The 24,232-nt window shown below is 66.5% G+C and carries 21 protein-coding genes, 1 tRNA gene and 1 pseudogene; 12 read left to right on the top strand and 11 right to left on the bottom strand.

Annotated elements, in window-relative coordinates; all coding sequences use genetic code 11:
* Positions 1 to 52: 52 nt before the first annotated feature.
* From ASE58_RS09835 to ASE58_RS09820, 4 genes are read left to right on the top strand one after another with little or no spacing between them, the layout of a single operon-like run.
* Positions 53 to 1,162, top strand: coding sequence for a DUF3089 domain-containing protein (locus tag ASE58_RS09835; protein WP_055820488.1), 1,110 nt, complete (start codon positions 53 to 55; stop codon positions 1,160 to 1,162).
* Positions 1,159 to 1,629 carry a Holliday junction resolvase RuvX gene (gene ruvX, locus ASE58_RS09830; RefSeq protein ID WP_055820485.1) on the top strand — a complete coding sequence of 157 codons (471 nt, stop codon included), beginning with the start codon at positions 1,159 to 1,161 and terminating at the stop codon, positions 1,627 to 1,629. The genes ASE58_RS09835 and ruvX overlap by 4 nt, the downstream gene beginning before the upstream one ends.
* A 40-nt stretch (positions 1,630 to 1,669) precedes the next feature.
* Positions 1,670 to 2,659, top strand: coding sequence for an aspartate carbamoyltransferase catalytic subunit (locus ASE58_RS09825; RefSeq protein WP_055756377.1), 990 nt, complete (start codon positions 1,670 to 1,672; stop codon positions 2,657 to 2,659).
* On the top strand, positions 2,656 to 3,858 hold the full coding sequence (locus ASE58_RS09820; RefSeq protein ID WP_055820483.1) for a dihydroorotase: 1,203 nt from the start codon (positions 2,656 to 2,658) through the stop codon (positions 3,856 to 3,858). The genes ASE58_RS09825 and ASE58_RS09820 overlap by 4 nt, the downstream gene beginning before the upstream one ends.
* A 43-nt stretch (positions 3,859 to 3,901) precedes the next feature.
* Here the strand turns inward: ASE58_RS09820 and ASE58_RS09815 are convergent, their stop codons facing one another.
* Genes ASE58_RS09815 through ASE58_RS09805 form a run of 3 tightly spaced genes read right to left on the bottom strand, consistent with a single transcriptional unit; the run spans position 3,902 to position 6,324 of the window.
* The gene (locus ASE58_RS09815) at positions 3,902 to 5,212 is read right to left on the bottom strand and encodes an SPOR domain-containing protein (protein ID WP_055820478.1); all 1,311 of its coding nucleotides are present in this window, start codon (positions 5,210 to 5,212) and stop codon (positions 3,902 to 3,904) included.
* Positions 5,209 to 5,613 carry a hypothetical protein gene (locus ASE58_RS09810; protein ID WP_055820476.1) on the bottom strand — a complete coding sequence of 135 codons (405 nt, stop codon included), beginning with the start codon at positions 5,611 to 5,613 and terminating at the stop codon, positions 5,209 to 5,211. Before ASE58_RS09810 ends, ASE58_RS09815 begins: the two co-directional genes overlap by 4 nt.
* 3 nt (positions 5,614 to 5,616) lie before the next feature.
* Entirely contained in the window at positions 5,617 to 6,324 is a 708-nt protein-coding gene (locus ASE58_RS09805) for an AAA family ATPase (RefSeq protein WP_055756370.1), read from the bottom strand.
* 154 nt (positions 6,325 to 6,478) lie between these two features.
* Between ASE58_RS09805 and ASE58_RS09800 the strand changes: the two genes are divergently transcribed.
* On the top strand, positions 6,479 to 7,408 hold the full coding sequence (locus tag ASE58_RS09800) for an SPOR domain-containing protein (protein WP_055820472.1): 930 nt from the start codon (positions 6,479 to 6,481) through the stop codon (positions 7,406 to 7,408).
* 4 nt (positions 7,409 to 7,412) lie between these two features.
* Here ASE58_RS09800 and serB read toward each other — a convergent pair whose 3' ends face one another.
* Positions 7,413 to 8,294 (bottom strand): phosphoserine phosphatase SerB, encoded by an 882-nt coding sequence (serB, locus tag ASE58_RS09795; RefSeq protein ID WP_055820469.1) that lies wholly within the window; start codon positions 8,292 to 8,294, stop codon positions 7,413 to 7,415.
* Between serB and miaA the strand changes: the two genes are divergently transcribed.
* The 5 genes and pseudogenes from miaA to ASE58_RS09770 all read left to right on the top strand — a co-directional run bounded on the left by miaA (position 8,293) and on the right by ASE58_RS09770 (position 13,734).
* A complete protein-coding gene (gene miaA / locus ASE58_RS09790; protein WP_200909346.1) occupies positions 8,293 to 9,225 on the top strand; it encodes a tRNA (adenosine(37)-N6)-dimethylallyltransferase MiaA in 933 nt (310 codons plus the stop codon). The genes serB and miaA overlap by 2 nt on opposite strands.
* A gap of 85 nt (positions 9,226 to 9,310) precedes the next feature.
* Positions 9,311 to 11,056, top strand: a complete 1,746-nt coding sequence (locus tag ASE58_RS09785) for an acetolactate synthase 3 large subunit (RefSeq protein WP_055820464.1) — start codon at positions 9,311 to 9,313, stop codon at positions 11,054 to 11,056.
* Positions 11,057 to 11,200: 144 nt separating this feature from the next.
* Complete coding sequence (gene ilvN, locus ASE58_RS09780; protein ID WP_055756359.1) at positions 11,201 to 11,716, top strand: acetolactate synthase small subunit; 516 nt, start codon at positions 11,201 to 11,203, stop codon at positions 11,714 to 11,716.
* A 39-nt stretch (positions 11,717 to 11,755) separates the two neighbouring features.
* Positions 11,756 to 12,793, top strand: a pseudogene (gene ilvC, locus ASE58_RS09775) (ketol-acid reductoisomerase); the annotation flags it as partial.
* A gap of 335 nt (positions 12,794 to 13,128) precedes the next feature.
* Entirely contained in the window at positions 13,129 to 13,734 is a 606-nt protein-coding gene (locus ASE58_RS09770) for a YceI family protein (protein ID WP_055756354.1), read from the top strand.
* A gap of 21 nt (positions 13,735 to 13,755) precedes the next feature.
* Here the strand turns inward: ASE58_RS09770 and ASE58_RS09765 are convergent, their stop codons facing one another.
* Positions 13,756 to 14,163, bottom strand: a complete 408-nt coding sequence (locus ASE58_RS09765; protein ID WP_235513556.1) for a BLUF domain-containing protein — start codon at positions 14,161 to 14,163, stop codon at positions 13,756 to 13,758.
* A 239-nt stretch (positions 14,164 to 14,402) separates the two neighbouring features.
* Between ASE58_RS09765 and leuA the strand changes: the two genes are divergently transcribed.
* Positions 14,403 to 16,079, top strand: a complete 1,677-nt coding sequence (gene leuA, locus ASE58_RS09760) for a 2-isopropylmalate synthase (RefSeq protein ID WP_055820458.1) — start codon at positions 14,403 to 14,405, stop codon at positions 16,077 to 16,079.
* 120 nt (positions 16,080 to 16,199) lie between these two features.
* On the opposite strand, the gene ASE58_RS09755 is transcribed toward leuA, so the two are convergent.
* Genes ASE58_RS09755 through ASE58_RS09740 form a run of 4 tightly spaced genes read right to left on the bottom strand, consistent with a single transcriptional unit; the run spans position 16,200 to position 21,882 of the window.
* Complete coding sequence (locus ASE58_RS09755; protein ID WP_055820455.1) at positions 16,200 to 19,010, bottom strand: valine--tRNA ligase; 2,811 nt, start codon at positions 19,008 to 19,010, stop codon at positions 16,200 to 16,202.
* Positions 19,011 to 19,056: 46 nt separating this feature from the next.
* Complete coding sequence (locus ASE58_RS09750) at positions 19,057 to 19,611, bottom strand: DUF2497 domain-containing protein (protein WP_235513555.1); 555 nt, start codon at positions 19,609 to 19,611, stop codon at positions 19,057 to 19,059.
* Positions 19,612 to 19,631: 20 nt separating this feature from the next.
* Positions 19,632 to 21,203, bottom strand: a complete 1,572-nt coding sequence (locus ASE58_RS09745) for a TolC family outer membrane protein (RefSeq protein ID WP_055820452.1) — start codon at positions 21,201 to 21,203, stop codon at positions 19,632 to 19,634.
* Between the two features lie 7 nt (positions 21,204 to 21,210).
* A complete protein-coding gene (locus ASE58_RS09740; protein WP_055820449.1) occupies positions 21,211 to 21,882 on the bottom strand; it encodes a protein-L-isoaspartate O-methyltransferase family protein in 672 nt (223 codons plus the stop codon).
* Between the two features lie 169 nt (positions 21,883 to 22,051).
* Between ASE58_RS09740 and ASE58_RS09735 the strand changes: the two genes are divergently transcribed.
* Positions 22,052 to 22,125, top strand: a tRNA-Cys gene (locus tag ASE58_RS09735).
* An 85-nt stretch (positions 22,126 to 22,210) separates the two neighbouring features.
* Here the strand turns inward: ASE58_RS09735 and ASE58_RS09730 are convergent.
* Both ASE58_RS09730 and ASE58_RS18200 read right to left on the bottom strand, forming a co-directional pair.
* Positions 22,211 to 23,806 (bottom strand): isocitrate lyase, encoded by a 1,596-nt coding sequence (locus ASE58_RS09730; RefSeq protein ID WP_055820446.1) that lies wholly within the window; start codon positions 23,804 to 23,806, stop codon positions 22,211 to 22,213.
* Between the two features lie 120 nt (positions 23,807 to 23,926).
* Positions 23,927 to 24,082 carry a hypothetical protein gene (locus tag ASE58_RS18200; RefSeq protein WP_200909333.1) on the bottom strand — a complete coding sequence of 52 codons (156 nt, stop codon included), beginning with the start codon at positions 24,080 to 24,082 and terminating at the stop codon, positions 23,927 to 23,929.
* Positions 24,083 to 24,232: the final 150 nt, after the last annotated feature.

Here is a 24,232-nt window from a genome sequence, read left to right as displayed (position 1 = left end):
CGCCCGTTCGCGCCTTCCCGCATCGAGTGGCCCAACAGCGGTGGAGTCCCGATTGGCGCGCAAATTCCTGTATATCGTGGCGACGCTGATCGTCCTCGTCCTTGCCGGGGCGGTCGCCTACCGCATGTTCGGCAACGACCTGCTGCGCCGTGCGATGGTGCCGGGCGTCGCGTTCCGCACCGAACCGACCATCCCGTCGCGGCTCTATGCCGACAAGGCGATGTGGTTCGCGCGACCGGGGCTGACAAACACGCCGGTCGACTGGTTGCCACCGGGCGTCGACCGCACGACGCCTGGCAAGGCGGAGATTTTCTTCGTCCATCCCACCTCGTTTGTCGGAACCGACCGCTGGAACGCAGCGCTGGACGATGCCGAGACGAACGACCGCGCGCGCATCTTCCTGCGCGGACAGGCAAGCGCGTTCAGCGCGGCGGGTCGGGTCTGGGCACCGCGCTATCGCCAAGCGACGTTCGGCGCGTTCCTGACCAGCGAGGCGGCGGCGGGCCAGGCGCTCGACCTTGCCTATCACGACATCGAATCGGCCTTCGACCGGTTCCTCGACGAAATCGATCCGAAGAAGCCGATCATCCTCGCCGGCCATAGCCAGGGCGCGCTGCACCTGACGCGACTGCTGCGCGAAAGGGTGGCGGGCACGCCCCTCGCCCGGCGAATCGTCGCAGCCTATGTCGTCGGCTGGCCGGTATCGCGCACCACCGATATCGCGTCGCTCGGCCTGCCCGAATGCAGGGCGGCTGATCAGGCGGGCTGCCTGTTGTCGTGGCAGAGTTTCGCTGAGCCGGTCGATCCGTCGCTGATTGTCGAGCAGTATGATGCCTCGACCGGGTTCGACGGGCGGTCGCGCGCGAACACGCCGATGGTCTGCACCAACCCGCTGACCGGTACGCCCGATGCGAAGGCGCCGGCGAGTGCCAATCTCGGCACGCTGATCCCCGACAAATCGCTCCGGACTGCGACGATGGCGCCGGGACTGGTGCCCGCCACCTGCGGGCCACGCGGGTTCCTGTCGATCGGCGACAATCCGCCGGACCTTGGCCCCTATGTGCTGCCGGGCAACAACTGGCACGTGTACGACTACAGCCTGTTCTGGGCGAATGTCCGCGCCGACGCGCTGCGTCGCTTGGCGGCATGGGAGAAACGATGATTACCGAAGACCGCGCCGTCTTTCGCGACGCCCTGCCCGAAGGGGGCCGGCTGATCGGCCTCGACGTCGGCACGAAGACGATCGGGACCGCGCTGTGCGACGCCGGCTGGAGCTTCGCCAGCCCCGCCGTGCTGGTCAACCGCACGAAATTCAGCGCGGACAAGGCACAGCTGGCGACGCTGATCCGCCAGCAATCGGTACGCGGCATCGTCATCGGCTTGCCGCTCAACATGGACGGCAGCGACTCGCCGCGAACGCAATCAGTGCGCGCCTTCGCCCGCAACCTCGACGACCTGAATCTGCCGGTCTTCCTGTGGGACGAACGCTGGTCGACGGTCGCGGTCGAACGACAAATGATCGCCGAGGACCTGAGCCGCGCCAAGCGGGCCGAGCGCGTCGACAAGCTGGCGGCCGCATACATCCTGCAAGGCGCGATCGACGCGCTGGTGAATGTCCCGCTAGCCTGAGCTTGCAAGGGCGCGCGACGCGGCCTAACCGGTCGCCTCGATGCCTATTTCAGACCACCGCCCCGCCGCCATGATCGATGGCGGTGCCGTTTTCCCGCATCGGCACCTGACCGGGATCGAGGGATTGCAGCCCCATGAGATCCTGTTCCTGCTCGACGAGGCAGAGCAATGGATCGATGCCAATCGCAGCCGTGCGGCCGGCGACCGGCGATTACAGGGGATGACCCAGATCAACGCCTTCTTCGAAAACAGCACACGCACGCTGCTGTCGTTCGAGATCGCAGGCAAGCGACTGGGCGCGGATGTCGTCAACATGCATGCCGGCCAGTCGAGCGTGAAGAAGGGCGAGACGCTGATCGACACTGCTGTCACGCTGAACGCGATGCGCGCGGACGTGATCGTCATCCGCCACAGCTCGTCGGGTGCGGTGCAGCTGATCGCGGACAAGGTGGACTGCCCGGTATTGAACGCGGGCGATGGCTGGCACGAACATCCGACGCAGGCGCTGCTCGACGCGCTGACCATCCGCCGGCGGCTGGGCGAGATCGCGCACAAGCGGGTCGTGATCTGCGGCGATATCCTGCACAGCCGGGTCGCGCGCTCCAACATCCTCGCGCTCACGACCCTCGCCGCCGAGGTCCGGGTCGTCGCCCCCGCCACGCTGATGCCGCACGCGATCGAATCGATGGGGGTCACCCCGTTCACCGACTTCGACGCTGCGCTGGAAGGGGCCGATGTCGTGATGATGCTGCGGCTGCAGAACGAGCGGATGAACGGTGGCTTCATCCCGTCCACCCGCGAATATCACCTGCGCTACGGCCTGACCCGCGAACGGCTGAAACGGGCCGAGCCGCATGCGATCGTCATGCACCCCGGCCCGATGAACCGGGGTATCGAGATCACCAGCGACGTGGCTGACGATCCGCAGCGCTCGACGATCACCGAACAGGTCGAAATGGGCGTGGCGGTGCGCATGGCCTGCCTCGACGTACTGACCCGGCGCAGCCGTGGCGTGGAGGGTTGGGCATGAGCAAGCGGTTCACCGGCGGCACGCTGGTCTGTCCGGTCGGCGGGATCGCCGAACGTGACCTGACGATTGAGGGCGACGCCATCGTCACCGACGCAGGCGATGCCGAGTCGATCGACGTGTCGGGCAAGCTAATCGCCCCAGCCATCGTCGATCTGGGCGTGTTCGGCATCGATGCCGCCGCCTGTCGTGCCGGGGGTATCGTTCGCGTGGGGCTGATGCCCGACCAGGCACCGGTGCTCGACGATCCGGGCATCGTCGCGCGCGCGGCGCATATGGGCAAGCCCGACATCTGGATTCATCCGATCTCCGCCGCGACGCAGGGCTTGCGCGGTACCGACCTCGCCGAAATGGCGATCAACGCCGAGGCGGGCGCGGTGGCGGTCGCGACCGGGCGGCACTGGATCGCCGACAGCGGCGTGATGCGCAAAGTGCTGGCCTATGCCCGCGACTGCAACCTGGTGGTCGTCGCCCATGCCGAGGATGGCGGGCTGGCGGGGGACGCGGTGGCGACGGCGGGTGAGACGGCGACCCGCCTCGGACTGCCCGCCGCCCCGGCGCTGGCCGAGGCGCTGGCGATCGCGCGCGACGTGATGCTTGCCGAGGATACCGGCGCACGATTGCATTTCCGGCAGGTGACGACCGCCGCTGGTTTCGACCTCATCCGCGCGGCCAAGCGGCGCGGGGTTCGCGTGACCTGTGGGATCACCCCGGCGCACCTCTATCTGTCGGATATCGCGATGAGCGATTTTCGGACCTTCGCCCATCTGTCGCCACCACTGCGCAGCGAAGGCGACCGACAGGCGGCACGCGCCGCGCTGGCCGATGGGACGATCGACGTGCTGTGTTCCGGCCACGATCCGCGCGGGCCGGAAGCGAAGCGCCTGCCCTTTGCCGACTCGGAGCCGGGCATGGCCGGGGCGGAGACGTTGCTGCCGCTCGGGCTGGGGCTGGTCCGTGATGGGGTGATCGGCCTTGATCGGCTGTTCGCGCTGGTGTCGCGCAATCCGGCGATGCTGCTGGGACTGGAGTCCGGTACGCTCGGCATCGGTGCGCCGGCCGATCTGATCGTGATCGATCAGGATGCGCCGTGGCAGGTCCGCGCCGACGCGCTGGCGGGCAAGGCGGCCAATACCCCGTTCGACGGCCTGCCGGTGCAGGGCCGCGTGGTGCGGGTAATGAAAGGCGGCGCATTCCTGTAATCAGGAACGCGCCGCCACCTCCTGGGAGAGGACCGGGAAAGACTTAGCGCGAGGCGAGGCGATCGGGGCGTGCCCAGGCGGCGAGCTGGTCGCCGGCATGGGTCCGCACGAAACACCGGTCGCCCTTGGCACGGACGCTGCCGCACAGCGAAGCCGCATCGGCGCGGGCGAGGCCACCGACCGACAGGCGATAGAAGCTGGACCCGCGGACGCTGGCCTGCATCCCTTGTGGTGCCAGCGCGGCGAGGCGCGGCACGTTCCGGCTCATCCGTCGCCACGCAGAACGGGCGACGCCGGCGTTGTCGAACGCGCCAAGCTGTACGTAATAATCACCCTTTGCCACGACGGCCGATGCCACCCGAACCGGCTGGGCGACAGGCTGCGATCGGGCCGCCATCCGCACCGGCTGCGCACCCTGCCGGTAACCACCGGGCAGCGCCTGCACGATCTCCCGACGCGGGGCGAAGGTGATCGCCGGACGCGCGACCGCCGCCATTTCGACGGGTGCCGGCACTGCGGGTACGACCGGCGTATCGCCGACCGGCTCGACCGCGACGACCGCCGCCGGCACTTCCGGCACCGGATCGGCCTTCGCCAGCGCGACTGGCGCTCCGCCGACCGGTTCGGCCAGCGCCAGCTGCATCGGCTGTCCGCGATCGCCCGCCGCCGGGGTTACGCCCAGCAGCGCCGCAACCTGTTGCGCGGCATGTTCGGGCCGGGCGAACGCCGCCCATTCCATCAGCCGCTGGTCGACCTGCGCCGGCGCCATATCGACCGACGCCACCGTGCGTGCATCCACCCAGCGCCCGTCGAGCGCGAGGGCGAGCGCCAGGTTCTGGCGGATCGTCGCGGTCGCGGCCGGATCGCGCGCGGCTTCGCTCAGCAAGGCGATACCGCCCGCCGGATCGCCCGCCAGCGCCAGCGCCAGCCCGCGATCCGCCGGCGAAATCCGCGCGGCATGGGCGGTCAGGGTCTCGCGCGCGGCGACCCATTCGCCGGTCGCGGTCTGCGCCAGCGCAAGGTTCAGCGCCGCGCGCGCATCCGCCGGGTTCAGCGTCAGGACGTCGGTAAACGCCTGCGTGGCCGATGCAAAGCGTCCGGCGGACAGATAGGCACGTCCCAGCAGCGTGCGATAGGCCGCGTCGCGCGGCGACAGCGCCACCGCCTGTTCGGCGAAGGTGACGGCATCGGCCGCGCGCTGCTTGCCCAACGCCTTCAGCGCCTTCACCGCGAATTTGCGCGCCGCGCCGTCCTCTGCGGACGCGACGGCCACCGTGCCGCTGCCGACCAGCGCCAGCGATCCGCCGAGCATGGCCGTCGCGAGGCCGATCGATACGAGCAGATGGGTCTTCATGGCTTGCCCTTCGTTGCCCCATCGGGGGCGAGGCGCTGAACGAGCGCCGCAATGTCGGATGCCGACGGGAGGGAGCGATCGAGCGCGTCGCGCACAAAGGCTTCCGGGGAAATATCGCGCACCGTCGCCGCCAGCTTCAGCCGGAGCATCCGATCCGCATCAAGGTCCAGCACCAGCGATTCGGTCGCTGGCGTGGGGGACGGCGCGGCCGCTGGCACCGCCTGCAACTTGGCACGATCGCGCAGGACCGCCGGCTTGGTGTCGCCCAGATCGTTCCAGCCCAGATCGTCGCCGTCACGACTGTCGGGTCCGGTGCCGTGCGGGCGCATCGCCGGGCGGGCTTCGCCCTTGCGCGCGAGCAACGCGGGATGGATCTGGGCCGGGGGGCGCTGCGTGCTCATCCCCTACCCCTGCCCCCGGCGACCGAAGCCACCCGCCGGCACCCGGACGGCGGTGGGCATCGTCGGCACGGCAAAGACCGTCCGGCGGAAATTCTTTTCGAGACGATCCTGCAGATAGGCCCACAGCGCCTCGATCTCGGCGCTCGACCGCGACTTCGGGTCGATTTCCATGACGGTGCGGCCATCGACCATCGACGATGCGAAATCGACGCGGTGATGGATCGTCACGGGGGCCACGGTCCCGTGCTGCGACAGGGCCATGGTCGCTTCGGTGGTGATCCGCGCACCCGGCGTGGCGGCATTGACGACGAACACCAGCGGCTTGCCTGCGCGGTCGCACAGGTCGACGGTCGCACCGACCGCGCGCAGGTCATGCGGGCTGGGCCGGGTCGGCACGACGATCAGCTCGGCAACGGCGATGACGCTCTGGATCGCCATGGTGATCGCTGGCGGGGTATCGATGACCGCCAGCTTGAACCCGTGGGCGCGCAGGGTCTCCAGGTCGGCGGCAAGCCGCGCAACCATCGTCTGCGCAAAGGCCGGCTCGTCGGTGACCCGTTCGTTCCACCATTCGGCCAGCGACCCCTGCGGATCGATGTCGATCATCACGACCGGCCCGGCGCCCGCACGTTCGGCCTGCACGGCCAGATGCCCGGACAAGGTTGTCTTGCCCGAACCACCCTTTTGCGAAGCCACTGCCAGAACGCGCATTGCGCCACCGTCTCCCGTAATCTCCACAACCCGATGCCATGGCTGCGGATAAGAACCAGTTAACGGCGGGCTTTCCATGACGGTCGTGCGAAAGGCTTTCAGAACATGGTGAACCGCTGATAGGGAAAGGGGCGAGGACGCAGAGGGGATCGTGATGCGCGTTTTGGTTGGGCTGGCGCTTGCGGGCGCGATGCTGTCGGTGGCGGCGGGCGCAGATGTGAAGGCCGGGGTCGACGCCTGGGCACGGGGCGACTGGGCCACGGCGGTGCGCGAATGGCAGCAACCCGCCGCCGCGGGCGATGCCGATGCGCAGTTCAATCTGGGCCAGGCCTATAAGCTCGGCCGCGGTGTGAAGATGGACATGGCCCAGGCCGAACGCTGGTACGCGTTGGCCGCGCAGCAAGGCCACGCCCAGGCCGAGGATAATTACGGCCTGATCCTGTTCCAGAACGGCAAGCGTGCCGATGCGGTCAAATGGCTGGAGAAATCGTCGCAGCGCGGCGAGGCACGCAGCCAGTTCGTATTGGGCACCATGCTCTTCAACGGCGATGCCGTGCCCAAGGACTGGCGCCGGGCCTATGCACTGATGACGCGCGCGTCGTCTGCCGGATTGCCGCAGGCGGCGGCGACGCTGGCGGAAATGGACCGCTATGTCCCGCTGCCCGATCGACAGGCGGCGGTGGTGATGGCCCGCGACCTTGAGCGCAATGCAGGACGGCCGGTACTGGCATCGGTGCAGCCCAAGGCGGCGACGCCGCGCCCGACGCCGATCGCAACGCTTGCGCCCAAGCCGACGCCCGCACCCCGCCCCGCACCGGTTGCGAAACCGGCCCCGGCATCCGCCGCAAAGCCCGCTCCGATCCGCGACGGCGGATGGCGGGTGCAGCTTGGCGCGTTCAAGGATGCCGGCAATGCCCGCCGGCTTTGGAGCACGGTGTCGGGCAAGTTCGCCGGGCGCCAACCCTATTACGAGGCGGCCGGTGCCAACACCCGGTTGCTCGTCGGCCCGTTTGCCAGCAGCGCCGAGGCGAGCCGCGCCTGCGCCGCGATCCGCCCGACGCCCTGCGTACCGATGAAGCGCTGACCGATCAGCCCGCCGCCCACTCGGCGGGTGCGATCCCCTGGATATAGAGCAGCGCGGTCAGGTCGTTGCGATCGATCCGCACGCCTGCTTCGGCGGCGACGACCGGCTTGGCGTGATAGGCGACGCCAAGCCCCGCGCGGCGGATCATCGGCAGGTCGTTGGCGCCATCTCCGACCGCCAGCGTTGACGCCGGATCGATGCCTAGCTCCTCGATCGCGCCCAACAAGGTCGTTTCCTTGGTCGTCGCATCGACGATCGGCTTGGCGACCTTGCCGGTCAACCGGCCATCCTCGATCAATAGCGTGTTCGCGATCATGCGGTGAAATCCGAGTTCGGTGCCGACCGGCTCGGCGAAGCGGGTGAAGCCGCCCGACACGAGGATCGTCGTCGCGCCGCGCGCGCGCATCGTTTGAATCAGCGTCCTGGCACCGGGCATCAGCTTGACCCGTTCGTCAAGGCACCGCTGGATCGCACTCTCCTCCAGCCCCGCCAGCAGCGCCACCCGCGCGTCGAGCGCCGATGCGAAGTCCAGTTCGCCACGCATCGCCCGTTCGGTGACCTCGGCGATCTGCGGCTTGATCCCGGCATAGTCGGCGAGTTCGTCGATACATTCGACGGTAATCATCGTCGAATCCATGTCGGCGATCAGCAACTGCTTTTCGCGGTTGGCGGCGGGCTGCACCGCGATATCGGTTCGGGCGAATACGCCTTCGAGCGCCGGTCGCGCAGCGGCGACGTCGCTGGCGAAGCGGATATCGGCGGCCTTGCCGTCCTCGATCCAGCTCCAGCCCTCGACTTGGCAGCCGGCGACGTCGAGCCGATCGGCGGCAGCGGAAATATCGCCCGCAGCGATCGATTCGGCTGCTATCAGCGTGGCGATGAACATGGTAACTTCCCCTGACCGTCCGAGGATCGCGCTCATCGCAGGCCCGACCGCCAGCGGCAAGTCCGCGCTGGCGATTGAGATCGCTCAGCGGCACGACGGCGTGGTCATCAACGCCGACAGCGCGCAGGTGTACCGCGACCTGCGCGTGCTATCCGCCCGTCCCTCCTCTGAAGAAGAAGCGCAGGCCCCACACCGCCTGTTCGGCCATGTCGATGGGGCCGAACCCTATTCGGCAGCGCTGTGGGCGCAGCAGGCGACAGCGGAGATCGACGCCGCCCATGCGGCGGGCAAGCTGCCGGTACTGGTCGGCGGTACCGGCCTGTATCTGCGCACGTTGATCGACGGCATCGCACCGGTGCCCGATATCGATCCGGAGGTCCGCACCCGCATTCGCGCGATGCCGCTCGACCAAGCCGTCGCCGAACTGGCCCAGCGCGATGCCGAAGCCGCCGCCCGACTGCGCCCGACCGACACCACCCGCATCGCACGGGCGCTGGAGGTCGTGACGTTCACCGGCCGCACGCTCACCGATTGGCAGCGTGACCGCATCGGCGGGATCGGCGATCGAATCGTGCTTTCGGCGATGCTGTTGCTGCCCGATCGCGCATGGCTGACCGAACGGTGCGACCGGCGACTGGCCGAAATGTTCGCGGGCGGCGCAGTGGAGGAAGTCCACGCGCTCCTCGCCCGCTGCGACATTCCGCCCGACGCACCGGTTCGCCGCGCCATCGGCGTCGCGGAAATCGCGCAATGGCAGGCAGGTAGCATCGATCGTGACGACGCGCTTGCGGCGGCACGCCACGCCACCCGCCAATATGCGAAGCGGCAGTATACCTGGTTCCGCAACCAGCCTCCGGCAGACTGGCTTCGCACTAGCGAAACGGAAAAATGCGCACTTACGCGTCAATTCGACACTTTATTACGCAATTGATGATTGACACGCATGTTTCATGCGACTAGCGACGCCACTCCAACGGTGCTATTGCGCCCGCGAAGTAATTGAGGAGCAAAGACCCATGCCTGAGAAGAGCGGAGCCGCCATTTTGGTCGAGGCCCTCGTCGACCTCGGCGTGGAAGTCGTGTTCGGCTATCCCGGTGGCGCGGTGCTGCCGATCTATGACGCGCTGTTCGAACATAGCCGGATCAAGCACATCCTCGTCCGCCACGAACAGGCTGCCACCCATGCGGCCGAGGGCTATGCCCGCTCGACCGGCAAGCCCGGCGTCGTGCTGGTCACCTCCGGCCCCGGCGCGACCAACGCGATCACCGGCATCACCGATGCGCTGCTCGATTCGATCCCGATGGTGGTCATCACGGGTCAGGTCCCGACCGGCCTGATCGGCACCGACGCGTTTCAGGAGGCCGATACCGTTGGCATCACGCGCCATTGCTGCAAGCATAACTATCTGGTGAAGGACCCGGCGAAGCTCGGCCATGTCATTCACGAGGCGTTCCATATCGCCACTGCCGGCCGCCCCGGCCCGGTCGTGATCGACATCCCGAAGGACGTGCAGGTCGCGACCGCGCGCTACACCAAGCCCGGCCCGATCCAGCACAAGACCTATCGCCCGAAGGTGAAGGCCGATCGCGCGCAGATCGAGCAGGTCGTCGACATGCTGGCGGCGGCCGAACGTCCGGTGCTTTATACCGGCGGCGGCATCATCAATTCGGGGCCGGCCGCGTCGCAGCTGCTGCGCGAACTGGCGCGGATCACTGGTGCGCCGGTCACCTCGACGCTGATGGGTCTGGGCGCCCTGCCCGCCTCTTCGCCGCAATGGCTGGGGATGCTGGGGATGCACGGCACCTATGAAGCGAACTTGGCGATGAACGAGGCCGATCTGGTCGTCGCCATCGGCGCGCGCTTCGATGATCGCGTGACGGGTCGGCTCGATGCCTTCTCCCCGCGCAGCCGCAAGGTCCATATCGATATCGATCGATCCAGCGTGAACAAGATCGTGCGCGCCGACCTCGGCATCATCGCCGATGCGGGCCATGCGATGGAGGACATGATCCGTGTCTGGAAATCGCGCCAGCATCCCAAGCCCGACCTGTCGGCATGGTGGGCGAAGATCGAGGACTGGCGGGCCAAGCGCTGCCTCGACTTCCCCGACAGCACGACCGAGATCATGCCACAGCGGGCGATCCGCGCGCTGTACGAGGCGACCAAGCATCGCGCGCCGATCATCTCGACCGAGGTTGGCCAGCACCAGATGTGGGCCGCGCAGCATTTCGGGTTCGAAGCACCGAACAAGTGGCTGACCAGCGGTGGTCTGGGCACGATGGGCTACGGCCTGCCCGCCGCGATCGGCGCGCAGTTGGGCAATCCGGGCGCACTGTGCATCGACATTGCTGGCGAGGCGTCGATCCAGATGAACATTCAGGAACTGGCCACGGCGACGCAATATCGCCTGCCGGTCAAGATCTTCATCCTGAACAACGAATATATGGGCATGGTCCGCCAGTGGCAGGAGCTGACTTATAGTTCGCGCTATTCGAACAGCTATTCGGACTCGTTGCCCGACTTCGTGAAGCTGGGCGAGGCCTATGGCTGGAAGGGTATTCGCATCGAGCATCCGGACGATCTAGATGCCGGCATCCAGGCGATGCTCGACCATGACGGCCCGGTGATCGTCGACTGCATGGTAGCAAAGCTCGCTAACTGCTTCCCGATGATCCCGTCGGGCGCGGCGCATACCGACATGATCTTGCAGGCCAACGAAGTCTCGGGCGAAATGGACGACGAGGCCAAGGCGCTGGTGTAACCGAACTGTCTTCCCCGGAATGGGGAGGGGGACCGCTCGAAGAGCGGTGGAGGGGGATCACCTCATACGTATCGCCGGTGGAGGCCCCCCTCCACCAGCCTGCGGCTGGTCCCCCTCCCCCGCGCCGGGGAGGAATTTTCAGAAATGCATATCAAGACCGAACAGACCGAACGGCACACGCTGGCCGTCCTCGTCGACAACGAACCCGGCATCCTGGCGCGCATCGCCGGGCTGTTCTCGGGCCGTGGCTATAATATCGAAAGCCTGACCGTCTCCGAAATCACGGTCGACAAGGCGGTCAGCCGGATCACCATCGTCACCAGCGCATCGCCGTCGGTGATGGAGCAGATCATCGCCCAGCTCGACCGGCTCGTGCCCGTCCACAAGGTCGTAGACCTGACCGTACAAGGCGCGCATGTCGAACGCGAGCTGGCGCTGGTCAAGGTCGTCGGCACTGGCGAGCATCGGATCGAGGCGCTTCGCCTTGCCGAAGTCTACCGCGCACGTGTGGTCGATGCGACCGTATCGAGTTTCGTGTTCGAGGTGACGGGATCGATCGAAAAGATCGACAAGTTCACCGAATTGATGGCCGAAGTCGGTCTGGTCGAGGTTGCTCGCACCGGCATCGCCGCCATCGCCCGCGGACGAGAGGCCGCCTGAACCCATCCATCGCGTGCCGCCGATGCCGGTCGCGCCAATTTTCGAAAGGGAACCAACATGCGTGTCTATTATGATCGCGACGCCGATCTGAACCTGATCTCGGACAAGAAGATCGCGATCCTCGGCTATGGGTCGCAGGGCCATGCCCATGCGCAGAACCTGCGCGATTCGGGCGTGAAGAACGTTGCGATCGCGCTCCGCCCCGGTTCGGCCAGCGCCGCCAAGGCCGAAGGTGCCGGTTTCAAGGTGATGCCGAACGCCGAAGCCGCCGCGTGGGCCGATATCCTCATGATCCTGGCCCCCGACGAGCATCAGGCCGCGATCTATGCCGACGACATTCATGCGAACCTGCGTCCCGGTTCGGCGCTGGCCTTCGCCCATGGCCTGAACGTGCATTTCGGCCTGATCGAGCCGCGTGCCGACGTCGACGTCATCATGATCGCGCCGAAGGGCCCGGGCCACACGGTGCGCAGCGAATATGTGAAGGGCGGCGGCGTTCCCTGCCTCGTCGCGATCCACCAGGATGCGAGCGGCAACGCGCACGACATCGCGCTGGCCTATGCTTCGGGCGTCGGCGGCGGTCGTTCGGGCATCATCGAAACCAACTTCCGCGAGGAATGCGAAACCGACCTGTTCGGTGAGCAGGCCGTGCTGTGCGGCGGCGTGACCCACCTGATCCAGGCCGGGTTCGAAACGCTGGTCGAGGCGGGCTATGCCCCCGAAATGGCCTATTTCGAGTGCCTCCACGAAACCAAGCTGATCGTCGACCTGCTGTACGAGGGCGGCATCGCCAACATGCGCTATTCGATCTCGAACACCGCCGAATATGGCGACATCGTCACCGGCCCGCGCATCATCACCGATGAGACGAAGAAGGAAATGAAGCGCGTACTGGCCGACATCCAGTCGGGCCGATTCGTGAAGAACTTCGTCCTCGACAACCGCGCCGGTCAGCCCGAGCTGAAGGCGGCGCGCAAGCAGGCCGCGGCGCATCCGATCGAAAAGACCGGTGCCGAACTGCGGGCGATGATGCCGTGGATCGGTGCGAATAAGTTGGTCGATCAGACCAAGAACTAACGGAGTTAGTTCGTACTGATCGGCCAGACCGGCCGGCGCGACAAAGCCCGCCCACAGGGCGCGGCTTTGCCGCGACCGACGGGCGGGCGGCGATCTTTCACCCCGTCATCCCGGCGAAGGCTGGGATCCATTGTGTCGGATGGTATCGGCTGATTGCAACCGTGCCGCGTCCATGGATCCCGGCCTTCGCCGGGATGACGGCAGTTGCCGTACCTACCTTTTCTCCCACGGCACCGAAACCGAAACCAATCGTTTCGCATCCGGTATTTGACCCGAAGCCCGGCACCTCCGACAACGGCGGCATCCTGACTTCGCCTCAACCGGAGAGCTTTTCCATGCGCACGCCCCTGATCCTCGCCGCCGCCTTGTTCGCGGTCGCTGCCCCGACCGTTGCCCAGCTGCCCGGCGCGCCCGACAAGGCACGCGTGACCGCCGGCAACTACACCGTCGACACCGCCCACACCCAAGTCGCATGGCGCGTGAACCATATGGGCTTTACGATGCTCGACGGCCTGTTCGGCGCGACCGGCGGCACCGCGACCTTCGATCCCAAGAACCCGGCCGCGACCAAGGTCACGATCGATTTCGACATCGCCAAGTCGCTGACCGTCACCAGCCCGCAATTCGCCGAACATCTCCAGTCGAAGGATTTCTTCGACGTCGCGAACCATCCGACGGCGAAGTTCGTGTCGACCCGCGTGCAGGCGATGGGCGACCATTGGATGATGGCGGGCAACCTGACCATCAAGGGCCAGACGAAGCCGGTGCAGCTGACCGTCCGCTTCATGGGCGCGGGCGAGAACCCGATGAACAAGAAGAAGAATATCGGCTTCACCGCGACCGGCAGCATCAAGCGCAGCGATTTCGGCGTCGGTGCCTATGCGCCGGTCGTGTCGGACAAGGTGGACCTGACGATCAACGCCGCATTCGTCGCAGCCTGATCCCGGCCGATGCGCGCGGTGTCACGCCGCGCGCATCGCCGCGAACCCTTCGAACGTGCCGCGCACGCCTGGCGAGGCATGTTCGACCAGCGACGCGACCTGCGCGACGATCCCGTCCGTATCGCGTCCGCTGTCGACCGCCATCGCCCAATCGCCGAACTCGCGCGTCGCAACCTCGCGACGCGACAGGATAACGATAGCGAAATGGCGCGGATCGGCGGCAATGCGGGCATAGGTTTTCTCAACCATGTCCGGCGCGCCCTCCAGCGCCTGTAGGAAACGCCGCCCCCGGTGATGCAGGAGGCCGGTGATCCCGTCGCGCCGGTTGTTGCGTTGCGACACGGCAAGAATCTGATCGACATCGATCGTCAATCCGCTGCGGGCCGTACTCACGTAGATCAATTGCAGCATCGCAGCCTCTTCACGCATACCCTTGGCTCCCCGCGATAGCTCGCGACCGGTTACCAACCGGTATCGCGCCCGGCCGCTATGGACATTCGCCGCGCTTTTCCCCACAGACGCGCCATGGTCCGTGCGATTGCCCGCCCCCTGCGACTTAGCCGCCCTTAGGGCAGGATCGCACGCGCGTGCGCCTTCCCTGAGGGAGTATCGAACCTTTCGGCAGATACCGGCGCTCGAACCAGCGCCTTCAACAGGCTAGAGACGACATGTTGCGCGATCCTTCGACCAAGTACCGCCCCTTCCCGACCGTCGACCTGCCCGACCGCCAATGGCCGTCGCGCTCGATCACGACCGCGCCCCGCTGGCTGTCGACCGACCTGCGCGACGGCAACCAGGCGCTGATCGATCCGATGGGCGCGGAAAAGAAGAACCGGTTCTTCGACCTGTTGCTGAACGTCGGGTTGAAGGAGATCGAGGTCGGTTTCCCCTCGGCGGGTGCGACCGAATTCGACTTCATCTCCGGACTGGTCCAGCAGAACCGCATTCCCGACGATGTGTGGGTGCAGGTGCTCACCCAGTCGCGCCGCGACCTGATCGAACGCAGCTTCGAAAGCCTCGATGGCGCGAAACAGGCGATCGTCCACCTCTACAACGCGGTCAGCCCGGCATGGCGGCGGATCGTATTCGGCATGGAACGGTCGGAAGTGCGCGAGATCGCGGTCAACGGCGCCAAGGTGCTGCGCGACGAAGCCGCCAAGCGCCCGAACACCGATTGGCGGTTCGAATACAGCCCGGAGACCTTCTCCACCGCCGAACTCGATTTTTCGGTCGAGGTCTGCGCGGCGGTGATGGACGTCCTGCAGCCGACGCCCGACAAGCCGCTGATCCTCAACCTGCCGGCGACGGTCGAGGCGGCAACGCCCAACGTCTATGCCGACCAGATCGAATGGTTCTGCCGCAATGTGCCGAACCGCGACAGCGTCGTCATCTCGCTCCACACCCATAACGATCGCGGCACCGGCGTCGCGGCGGCGGAGCTGGGGCTGATGGCCGGGGCCGACCGGGTCGAGGGCTGCCTGCTCGGCAATGGCGAGCGCACCGGCAATTGCGACCTCGTGACCGTCGCGCTGAACCTCTACACGCAGGGCGTTAATCCGCAGCTGGACCTGTCGGACATCGATGAGGTCGTGAACACGGTCAACTACTGCACCCAGCTGCCGGTCCATCCGCGCACGCCCTATGCCGGCGATCTGGTGTTCACCGCCTTTTCGGGCAGCCATCAGGACGCGATCAAGAAGGGCATGGCGACACAGGCCGTGCGCAACGACGGCCTGTGGGAAGTACCCTATCTGCCGATCGACCCCGCCGATCTCGGTCGCAGCTACGAAGCGGTCATCCGCGTCAATTCGCAGTCGGGCAAGGGCGGTGTCGCCTGGGTGCTGGAACAGGACAAGGGCCTGAAACTGCCCAAGCGGTTGCAGGCCGATTTCAGCCGCCATGTGCAGGCGATGGCCGACCGGCTCGGTCGCGAACTGAATGCCGCCGACATCTGGTCCGCATTCCATGACGCGTATCTGCCGCAGGGCAAGGACCGCTATGCGCTGATCGATTATGCCGAAACCCACGCGCCCGGCGGCGGCCCACCGCGCACGTTCGTCGGCCGCGTCCGGCTGGATGGCGAGGAACGCTCGATCTCGGGCAAGGGCAACGGGTTGTTGTCGGGACTGCTCGCCGCGCTGCGTGAAGAGGGCGGCATCGACATGGATGTGGTCGATTATAGCGAGCACGCCATCGGCCACGGCGCCGATGCGCAGGCCGCCGCGTATCTCGAATGCAGCCTGCCCGATGGGCGGCGCGTGTTCGGGGTCGGGATCGATGGCGACGTGGCTACCGCAACGGTGCGGGCGGCGCTGAGTGCCGCCAACGCGACGACGCGAGACTGAGCGACCGGCCCGCGCCGTCACGTCATCCCGGCCTGCGCCGGGATAACGTGATTTAGCCCAGACAGACTACGCCGGTACCCGTCATTCCGGTTTTCACCGAAACGACGGGCACGGCAGCGCTTAGCCCAACCGTCCCAGTGCTGCGTGCAACCGGGCCGCTTCGGTCATCTTGTCGGCGTGGTCCGCCCGCGCCTTTTCGACAGCTTCCGGCTTGGCGCGCTCGACAAAGCTCGCATTGCTCAGCCGCCCGGCCAGCGCATCGCGCTCCTTTTCCGCCGCCGCGATTGCCTTGATCAGGCGGGTGCGTTCGGAGTCGAGGTCGATGACCTCGCCCAGCGGCAGGACGAAGGTCGCCTCGTCCACCACGATCTGCAACGCACCGCCGGCCGGGGCATCGCCGTCGACGCGATCGACGCGTGCCAGACGCGCCAGCACCGCTTCCTGCCGCGCGAGCCGCTCGACCGTTTCGGCCGACGCATCGCGGACATGCAGCGGCAGGCGCGCGCCCGGCGGGACGTTCAGTTCGGTGCGCGCCGCACGGATTTCGCTGACCAGTCGGATCAGCCAGTCGATTTCCGCCCGCGCCGCCGGATCGATCGCGCGCGCGTCCGCCATCGGCCAGCGCGCGACAATCAGGTCGTTCGACCGTTCGCCAAGCGCGTGCCACAGCTCCTCGGTGATGAACGGCATGAACGGGTGGAGCATGACCAGGATCTGATCCAGCACCCAGCCCGCGACTGCGCGGGTTTCGTCACCGCCCTCGGCCCCACCCTGCAACACCGGCTTGATGAGTTCGAGATACCAGTCGCAGAACCGGCTCCAGGTGAACTGGTAGATCGTGTTGGCCGCGCCATCGAAGCGCAGGTCGGCCAGCGCCAGGTCCAATGCCTGCACCGTCTCGATCGTCTCGGCGATGATCCAGCGATTGACCGCCAGTTCGGCCTTGGGTGGCTCGATCGTCGCCGACGCGCCGATGCCGTTGGCCTGTGCGAAGCGCGTTGCGTTCCACAGCTTCGTCGCGAAGTTGCGATAGCCCTCGACCCGCTTTTCATCCATCTTGATGTCGCGGCCTTGGCTTTCCATCGCCGCCATGAAGAAGCGCAGCGCATCGGCGCCATAGCGATCGATCAGCCCCAGCGGATCGACGGTATTGCCCTTCGACTTCGACATCTTCGCACCATCGGCGGCGCGGACGAGGCCGTGGAGGTACAGCGTCTTGAACGGCACCTCCTTCATGAAATGGATACCCTGCATCAACATCCGCGCGTCCCAGAAGAACAGGATGTCGAAGCCCGAAATCAGTACGTCGTTGCTGTAGCGCCCGCCGAGCGTCGGGTCGGTATTCTCCGGCCAGCCCAAGGTAGCGAACGGCCACAGGGCGGAGGAGAACCAAGTGTCTAGGACGTCTTCGTCCTGAACAAGATAGACAGTATCATTCGTCGCGCGCGGAAAGGAGCCACCGACCACAACTTTATATTCACTGCCGTAATACTCGGAAGCTAATTTAACAGCTTCTATTTCCGTAGTGGCAACGAAAGGCTCACCACCAAAATTTGCTTTGATCGACCCATCACCTTGCAGTTCGTGATTTAGATCGCTCTTCAAGCCAACAGCGTCGCGGCTAGGGCCAAACCATGCCGGAATGCGATGCCCCCACCACAGCTGGCGCGACACGCACCATGGCTGGATGTTCTCCATCCAGTTAAAATAGGTCTTTTCCCACGACTTCGGCACGATCTTGACCGCGCCCGACCGCACCGCCTCGATCGCCGGCTGGGCCAGCGTCTCGGCGTCGACATACCATTGGTCGGTCAACCACGGTTCGATCACCACGCCCGAACGGTCGCCGAACGGCGTCTGGATGGTGCGCGGTTCGGCGTCGTGTTCTTCACCGTCCTTGTCGACATGCGGGATCAGGACGCCCTCGTCCTTCAGCCGCGCGACGACGGCCTTGCGCGCGTCGGCGCTGGACAGGCCGAGGAACGCGTCGGGGATCAGGCCGTCGGCGGTCTGCACAATGCGCGCCTTGGCATCGAGCATGTTGAGCATCTCAGCGGCCTTGAATCCGGCGCGCTTGCCGACCTCGAAGTCGTTGAAGTCATGCCCCGGCGTGATCTTGACCGCGCCCGATCCCAGCGCAGGATCGGCATGTTCGTCGGCAACGATGGGGATCAGCCGACCCGTGATCGGCAGGCGCACCTGGCGACCGACCAGCGCGGAGTAGCGCGTATCGTCGGGATGCACCGCGACCGCCATGTCGGCCAGCATCGTTTCCGGCCGCGTCGTCGCGACCTCGATCGAACCCGATCCGTCGGCGAGCGGGTAGCGTAGCCGCCAGAAGCTGCCCTTCACCTCGCGCGTTTCGACTTCAAGATCGCTGATCGCGGTGCCGAGGCCCGGGTCCCAATTCACCAGTCGCTTGTCGCGATAGAGCAGGCCCTGTCGGTGCAGTTCGACGAAGACCTTCAGCACGGCCTTCGAAAAACCCTCGTCCATCGTGAAGCGTTCGTTGGCCCAATCCATCGAACAGCCCAGCCGCCGCAGCTGGCCGGTAATCTGCCCGCCGCTCTCGGCCTTCCACTCCCACACCTTCGCCACGAAATCGTCGCGGGTGAAGTCGGTGCGCTTCTGCTGCTGCTGCGCCATCTGGCGTTCGACGACCATCTGCGTCGCGATGCCGGCATGGTCGGTGCCGACGACCCAGCGCGCATCCTTGCCCTGCAACCGGGCATGACGGACCAGAATGTCCTGCAACGTGTTGTCGAGTGCGTGACCGATATGCAGGCTGCCCGTCACGTTGGGCGGCGGGTTCACGATGGTCCACGGCGTCGCGTTGGGACGCTCGGGCCGGAACAGGCCGTGCTGTTCCCAATGGGCATACCAGCGCGCTTCGATGGCGGCGGGGTCGAAAGTCTTGGGCAGTTCGCTCATGCACCGCCGCATGGCGCGGATGCGGCGGCGTTGCAAGAGAGCGGCGTTATTCGCGCCCGCTGATCCGTGCGATCTCGCGCGCGACCATCGATTCGACGATGCCGGGCAGCTGCGCATCGAGCCATTCGCGCAGCATCGGGCGGAGCATTTCGCGCACCAGCCCTTCGAGCGAATCGGAACCCGGCGTTTCCGGCTTCACCAGCATCCGCGACAATTGGTCCAGCGCCCCCCGGCTGGCCTCGGCCGCGCGATCGGACACGATCGACGGATCGGCCTTGGCCGCAGGTGCGGCGGCGACCGGTTCGGGTTCGCTCTGCGGTTCGGGTGCACGCACCCGCTCGGCACGGGGCGGTTCGCCACGCGGCGGCTCGGCCCGCATCGCTTCGACGCGCGGCGGGGGCGGCGGCGCGGCGACGCTCTGGTTCAGCTCCAGCACCTCGTCCCGATCGTCGAGGTCGCGGACCTGCGCCGTGCGGATCGACTTGCGACCGCGCAACGCCTGGGCCGATCCCTCGCCCTCTTCGGCGATGATCCGCTTGATCGAGGACAGGATGTCCTCCATCGACGTTTCGTTGCTGATATCGCCCACCGCAACCCTCATCTCTATCGCCTCTCGAACGCTTAGCTGTCGGGGTTGGCGCGCGGCGTGTCAACGCCCTGCGTGGTGCGCGGCGCGCCGCCCTGCCGATTGGGGGCGTCGATGCCCTGCGTCGGGGTGTACGGATTGGGACTGCGTTGCAGCGACGGATCGAGTTCGCGGGTGACGACCGGGGTCTGTGCCGGGCTGTTCACCGTGCTGGGCGCGACCGGCACCGGGGCGGGATCGCCGCTCCAGTCCCAGATATTGTTGCGCACGCGGCTGTAATTGACCGTCGGATCGTACAGCGCCCCGCCGTCGAGGCCCAGATCGCGTGCCTCGGCCTTGCCCATCGCCGCCAGCAGCGCGAAGCCCGCGACATATGCGTCGCGCCGGGCCGAAACCAGCTGCACCTGCGAATTGAGCAGTTCCTGTTCGGCGTTCAGGATGTCGAGGATCGTGCGCGTGCCGACGCTGTTTTCGGCGCGCACCCCCTCCAGCGACAGCCGGTTGGCCGCGACCTGTACTTCCGACGACTGGATCACGCGCAGCGCCGACTGCCACGCCGCAAAGGCCGAGCGCGCATCGGACACGACCGATCGTTCGACCTGCGTGACCTGTTCGATCGCAGCACCCTCCAGCGCCTGCGCACGGCGGATCTGCGCGCTGGGGCGGCCGCTCTGCCACAGGGGCAGGCTCATCTGCACGCCGACCTGCGCCTGCCCGCCATCCTGCTGCAGCACCGTGCCGTTGATCGACTGGGCCGAACCGAGGAAGCTGGTGTAGCCACCACCACCGACCGCGCTGATCGTCGGCAGGCGGCTGGCACGCGCCACGCCCACGTCGAACCCGGCGGCATCGCTGGAACGACGCGCGGCGATCAGCGACGGATTGTTGGCCACCGCAACACCGACCGCCGCATTCGGATCGATCGGCAGGTTGGGCAGCACCGGCGGGGTATCCAGCGTCGAGGCGGACGCACCAGTCGTCTCGACATAACTCTCGCGGCTGCGGATCAGCGACGCTTCGGCGTTGCGCAGCTGCGCCTGCGCCGATGCCAGTCGCGCTTCCGACTGCGCCACGTCGGTGCGGGTCAGGTCGCCGACCTGGAACCGGTCCTTCGATGCCTGGAGGTTGACCTCCAGCACGCGGACATTCTGCTGGTTCAGTCGCACGATCGCTTCGTCACGGATGACGTCGTTGTAGGCGGCAACGACCAGCGTGAAGACATTCGCCTCGGTGCTGCGCAGGTTTGCGCGACCCGCGTCGACCCGCGCGTCGGCCGCGCGCACGCCATTGCGCACCGCGCCGCCCGCGAACAGCGACTGCGACACGCTGACCTGCACGCTGCCCTGGCGCGGCGCCTGGGTAAAACCGCGGCTCGATGGGGTCAGGACATTCTCGATGACCGAGCTTTGCGTCGTCACCTGCGGCAACCCCTGCGAACGCGCCAGCGGCACGCCTTCGTCAGTGGCGCGCTGGTTGGCGCGCGCGCCGGTCAGCTGTGGATTGGTGGCATAAGCGCGCGCCAGTGCCTCGCGCAGCGTCTCGGCGCTGGCCGGTCCTGCCAGCAGCGCCAGCGCCGCCACACCCCCGATGAACTTCCCCCCCCGCATCTTCTTCTTACCTTGCGAACTGAAATGTCTTGGGTTTGGCGAAGCCGGGCAGCTCGACACAGCCGAGATCGGCAAAGTCGACCAGCCCGAACCCGCCATCGGTACGCCGTCCCAGCGCCAGCCGGGTCACGCCGCGATCGACGATGCCGGTCGTCAGCCGCCCGCCGGGGGCCAGCTGATCGACGATCGCCTGCGGCACCGATTCGACCGCGCCGTCGATCACAATCACGTCATAGGGTGCCCCCTGCACCCAGCCGGCGTTGAGCGGCCCTTCGACCACATCGACCTTGGCGTCGGCGATCACGTCGCGGGCGGCAGCGGCCAGCGCGGCATCCTCTTCCAGCGCGACGACCGATCCGACGAGGCGCGCGAGAACCGCGGCACCATAGCCCATCGCGGCGCCGACCAGCAGCACGCGGTCGGTAGGCTGCAATTCGGCGGCGGTCAGCAAGCGACCGGTGATGAGCGGCGGATTGATCGCGCGGCCACCGGGCAGCGGCAACGGCGCGTCGCGATACGCAACGGCTGCCTGCGCCTTGGGCACGAAGGCTTCGCGCGGCACGTCACCCATCGCGGCGACGACGGCCGGGTCGCTGACGGCGCTGGTGCGCAACTGGCTGACGACCATCGCGTGGCGCATCGCATCGAAATCGGAATGGGTCGGGATCGAATCGGTCATGGTGCAATCCTGTCGCACAACTGCTTTAGCCGCGCAACACACATCACGCGTCAGCCGCTGTCTATCGCGACGCACGCCCGCCGCCAAGGACGCCCGCAGGTATAATTTACGCGCCGACGGTTGACACCGACGCGCGCGGCCCGCAAATGCCCGCCTCCCACCGTATCGAGGCGCGATGGCGGAGTGGTGACGCAGAGGACTGCAAATCCTTGCACCCGGGTTCGATTCCCGGTCGCGCCTCCAACGGTGGAAGTTTCCCGACAGCATCGGACGAAAAAACGGGGCCACGGCATCGCCGCGGCCCCGCAATCATTGGTTCGCCGACGGATCAGGCCGCGAACTGGTTCATCGTGTTATGCGCGCCGCCGGCCTTCAGCGCGGCTTCTCCCGCGAAATATTCCTTGTGGTCATCGCCGATGTCCGACCCGCTCATATTCTGGTGCTTCACGCAGGCGATCCCCTGGCGGATTTCCTGGCGCTGCACGCCCTTCACATAGCCGAGCATCGCCGCATCGCCGAAATATTCGCGCGCCAGATTGTCGGTGCTGAGCGCGGCGGTGTGGTAGGTCGGCAGCGTGATGAGATGGTGGAAAATGCCCGCCCGCGCGCTCGCCTCCTGCTGGAAGGTGCGGATCTTCTCGTCAGCCTCCAGGGCCAGTTCCGACGCGTCATAATCGACGCTCATCAATTTCGCCCGGTCATAGCCCGACACGTCGCGCCCCTCCCCGACCCAGCGGTCGTACACCTGCTGCCGGAAATTCAGCGTCCAGTTGAAGCTGGGCGAATTATTGTAAACCAGCTTGGCGTTGGGCACGACCGCGCGGATGCGATCGACCATCGACGCGATCTGTTCGATATGTGGCTTCTCCGTCTCAATCCACAGCAGGTCGGCCCCGTTCTGGAGCGAGGTGATGCAGTCCAGCACGCAGCGATCCGCACCGGTCCCCTCACGAAACTGGAACAGATTGGACGCCAGCCGCTTCGGCCGCATCAGTTGCCCGTCGCGCTCGATCACCACGTCACCGCGCAGGGTCGTCACGTCCTCGACCGGCTCGCAATCGAGGAACGCGTTATACTGGTCGCCCAGATCGCCCTTTGCCGTCGAGTAGGCGATCTGCTTGGTCAGCCCCGCGCCCAGCGAATCGGTGCGGGTGACGATGATCCCGTCATCGACGCCCAATTCGAGGAAAGCGTAGCGACAGGCGCGGACCTTCGCGAGAAAGTCCTCATGCGGCACGGTCACCTTGCCGTCCTGATGGCCGCACTGTTTTTCATCGCTGACCTGGTTCTCGATCTGCAGCGCGCAGGCGCCCGCCTCGATCATCTTCTTCGCCAGCAGATAGGTTGCCTCGGCATTGCCGAAGCCGGCGTCGATATCGGCAATGATCGGCACGACATGGGTTTCGTGCGCGTCGATCGCGTTGCTCAGCCGCTGCGCCTCAACGGCATTCCCGCTTGCCCGCGCCTCGTCCAGATCGCGGAACAACATGCCCAGTTCGCGGGCATCGGCCTGCTTCAGGAACGTGTAGAGTTCGGTAATCAGCGCGGGCACACTGGTCTTTTCATGCATCGACTGGTCGGGCAGCGGGCCGAATTCGCTGCGCAGCGCCGCGACCATCCAGCCGGACAAGTATAGATACCGCCCCTTGGTCGTGCCGAAATGCTTCTTGATCGAAATGATCTTCTGCTGCCCGATGAACCCGTGCCAGCAGCCCAGCGACTGGGTGTAGGCCGCCGGATCGGCGTCATAGGCCGCCATGTCGCGCCGCATGATCCCGGCGGTATAGCGGGCGATATCGATGCCGGTCAGGAAGCGGTTCTGCACCCGCATCCGCGCAACCGCCTCCGCATCGATCCCGTCCCAGGTGCCGCGATGCCGCTGGATCAGGGATGCGGCGCGGGCCGCCTGTTCTTGATAGGTCATGGTCGTTCCTTCGGAAGCGGTGCCGCGCGGGCAACAGGGGGCGGCCACCGGCGGCGATGTGCCACCGGCGCCGGGCCTGCGAGGATGGAAAGGATGCGCGGGACCGTCCCCGCGCAGGCGTCAGCCGAGGCGGCCGAGCCGATGATAGAGGTTGGAGAATTTCGACGACCGCGGCTCTTCCGCGATCTGCCGGACATAGGCGCCGACAGCTTCCTTCAGCAGACCGAAATCCTCGGTCGAGAAGACGGCGCGGCTGCGTGGCGGCTCGTTGGTCATGCTTCACACCCTTTCGCGGATGGCGAACCGTTCGCCACCGATGCAATGGTATGAACATGACAAGGACTACCGGGTAAACACGTCCAGGGCCCGAAACGGTGTCGCTGCGTACGGCCAAACCGATACATGGAGAGTAATGCTGTAATTTTT

Origin of the sequence: Sphingomonas sp. Leaf9, assembly GCF_001421355.1 — a bacterium.
Lineage (GTDB): Bacteria > Pseudomonadota > Alphaproteobacteria > Sphingomonadales > Sphingomonadaceae > Sphingomonas.
This window is presented reverse-complemented; position numbering and strand designations above follow the sequence as displayed.

What these genes read in the sequence shown, in the direction of transcription:
- ASE58_RS09750 (WP_235513555.1), bottom strand. Translation starts at nt 19,611, where the DNA reads ATGAGGGTTGCGGTGGGCGATATCAGCAACGAAACGTCGATGGAGGAC.
- ASE58_RS18200 (WP_200909333.1), bottom strand. Translation starts at nt 24,082, where the DNA reads ATGACCAACGAGCCGCCACGCAGCCGCGCCGTCTTCTCGACCGAGGAT.
- ASE58_RS09755 (WP_055820455.1), bottom strand. Translation starts at nt 19,010, where the DNA reads ATGAGCGAACTGCCCAAGACTTTCGACCCCGCCGCCATCGAAGCGCGC.
- ASE58_RS09730 (WP_055820446.1), bottom strand. Translation starts at nt 23,806, where the DNA reads ATGACCTATCAAGAACAGGCGGCCCGCGCCGCATCCCTGATCCAGCGG.
- ilvN (WP_055756359.1), top strand. Translation starts at nt 11,201, where the DNA reads ATGCATATCAAGACCGAACAGACCGAACGGCACACGCTGGCCGTCCTC.
- leuA (WP_055820458.1), top strand. Translation starts at nt 14,403, where the DNA reads ATGTTGCGCGATCCTTCGACCAAGTACCGCCCCTTCCCGACCGTCGAC.
- ASE58_RS09765 (WP_235513556.1), bottom strand. Translation starts at nt 14,163, where the DNA reads ATGCGTGAAGAGGCTGCGATGCTGCAATTGATCTACGTGAGTACGGCC.
- ASE58_RS09800 (WP_055820472.1), top strand. Translation starts at nt 6,479, where the DNA reads ATGCGCGTTTTGGTTGGGCTGGCGCTTGCGGGCGCGATGCTGTCGGTG.
- ASE58_RS09805 (WP_055756370.1), bottom strand. Translation starts at nt 6,324, where the DNA reads ATGCGCGTTCTGGCAGTGGCTTCGCAAAAGGGTGGTTCGGGCAAGACA.
- miaA (WP_200909346.1), top strand. Translation starts at nt 8,293, where the DNA reads ATGGTAACTTCCCCTGACCGTCCGAGGATCGCGCTCATCGCAGGCCCG.
- serB (WP_055820469.1), bottom strand. Translation starts at nt 8,294, where the DNA reads ATGTTCATCGCCACGCTGATAGCAGCCGAATCGATCGCTGCGGGCGAT.
- ruvX (WP_055820485.1), top strand. Translation starts at nt 1,159, where the DNA reads ATGATTACCGAAGACCGCGCCGTCTTTCGCGACGCCCTGCCCGAAGGG.
- ASE58_RS09785 (WP_055820464.1), top strand. Translation starts at nt 9,311, where the DNA reads ATGCCTGAGAAGAGCGGAGCCGCCATTTTGGTCGAGGCCCTCGTCGAC.
- ASE58_RS09825 (WP_055756377.1), top strand. Translation starts at nt 1,670, where the DNA reads ATGCCTATTTCAGACCACCGCCCCGCCGCCATGATCGATGGCGGTGCC.
- ASE58_RS09820 (WP_055820483.1), top strand. Translation starts at nt 2,656, where the DNA reads ATGAGCAAGCGGTTCACCGGCGGCACGCTGGTCTGTCCGGTCGGCGGG.
- ASE58_RS09740 (WP_055820449.1), bottom strand. Translation starts at nt 21,882, where the DNA reads ATGACCGATTCGATCCCGACCCATTCCGATTTCGATGCGATGCGCCAC.
- ASE58_RS09770 (WP_055756354.1), top strand. Translation starts at nt 13,129, where the DNA reads ATGCGCACGCCCCTGATCCTCGCCGCCGCCTTGTTCGCGGTCGCTGCC.
- ASE58_RS09745 (WP_055820452.1), bottom strand. Translation starts at nt 21,203, where the DNA reads ATGCGGGGGGGGAAGTTCATCGGGGGTGTGGCGGCGCTGGCGCTGCTG.
- ASE58_RS09810 (WP_055820476.1), bottom strand. Translation starts at nt 5,613, where the DNA reads ATGAGCACGCAGCGCCCCCCGGCCCAGATCCATCCCGCGTTGCTCGCG.
- ASE58_RS09815 (WP_055820478.1), bottom strand. Translation starts at nt 5,212, where the DNA reads ATGAAGACCCATCTGCTCGTATCGATCGGCCTCGCGACGGCCATGCTC.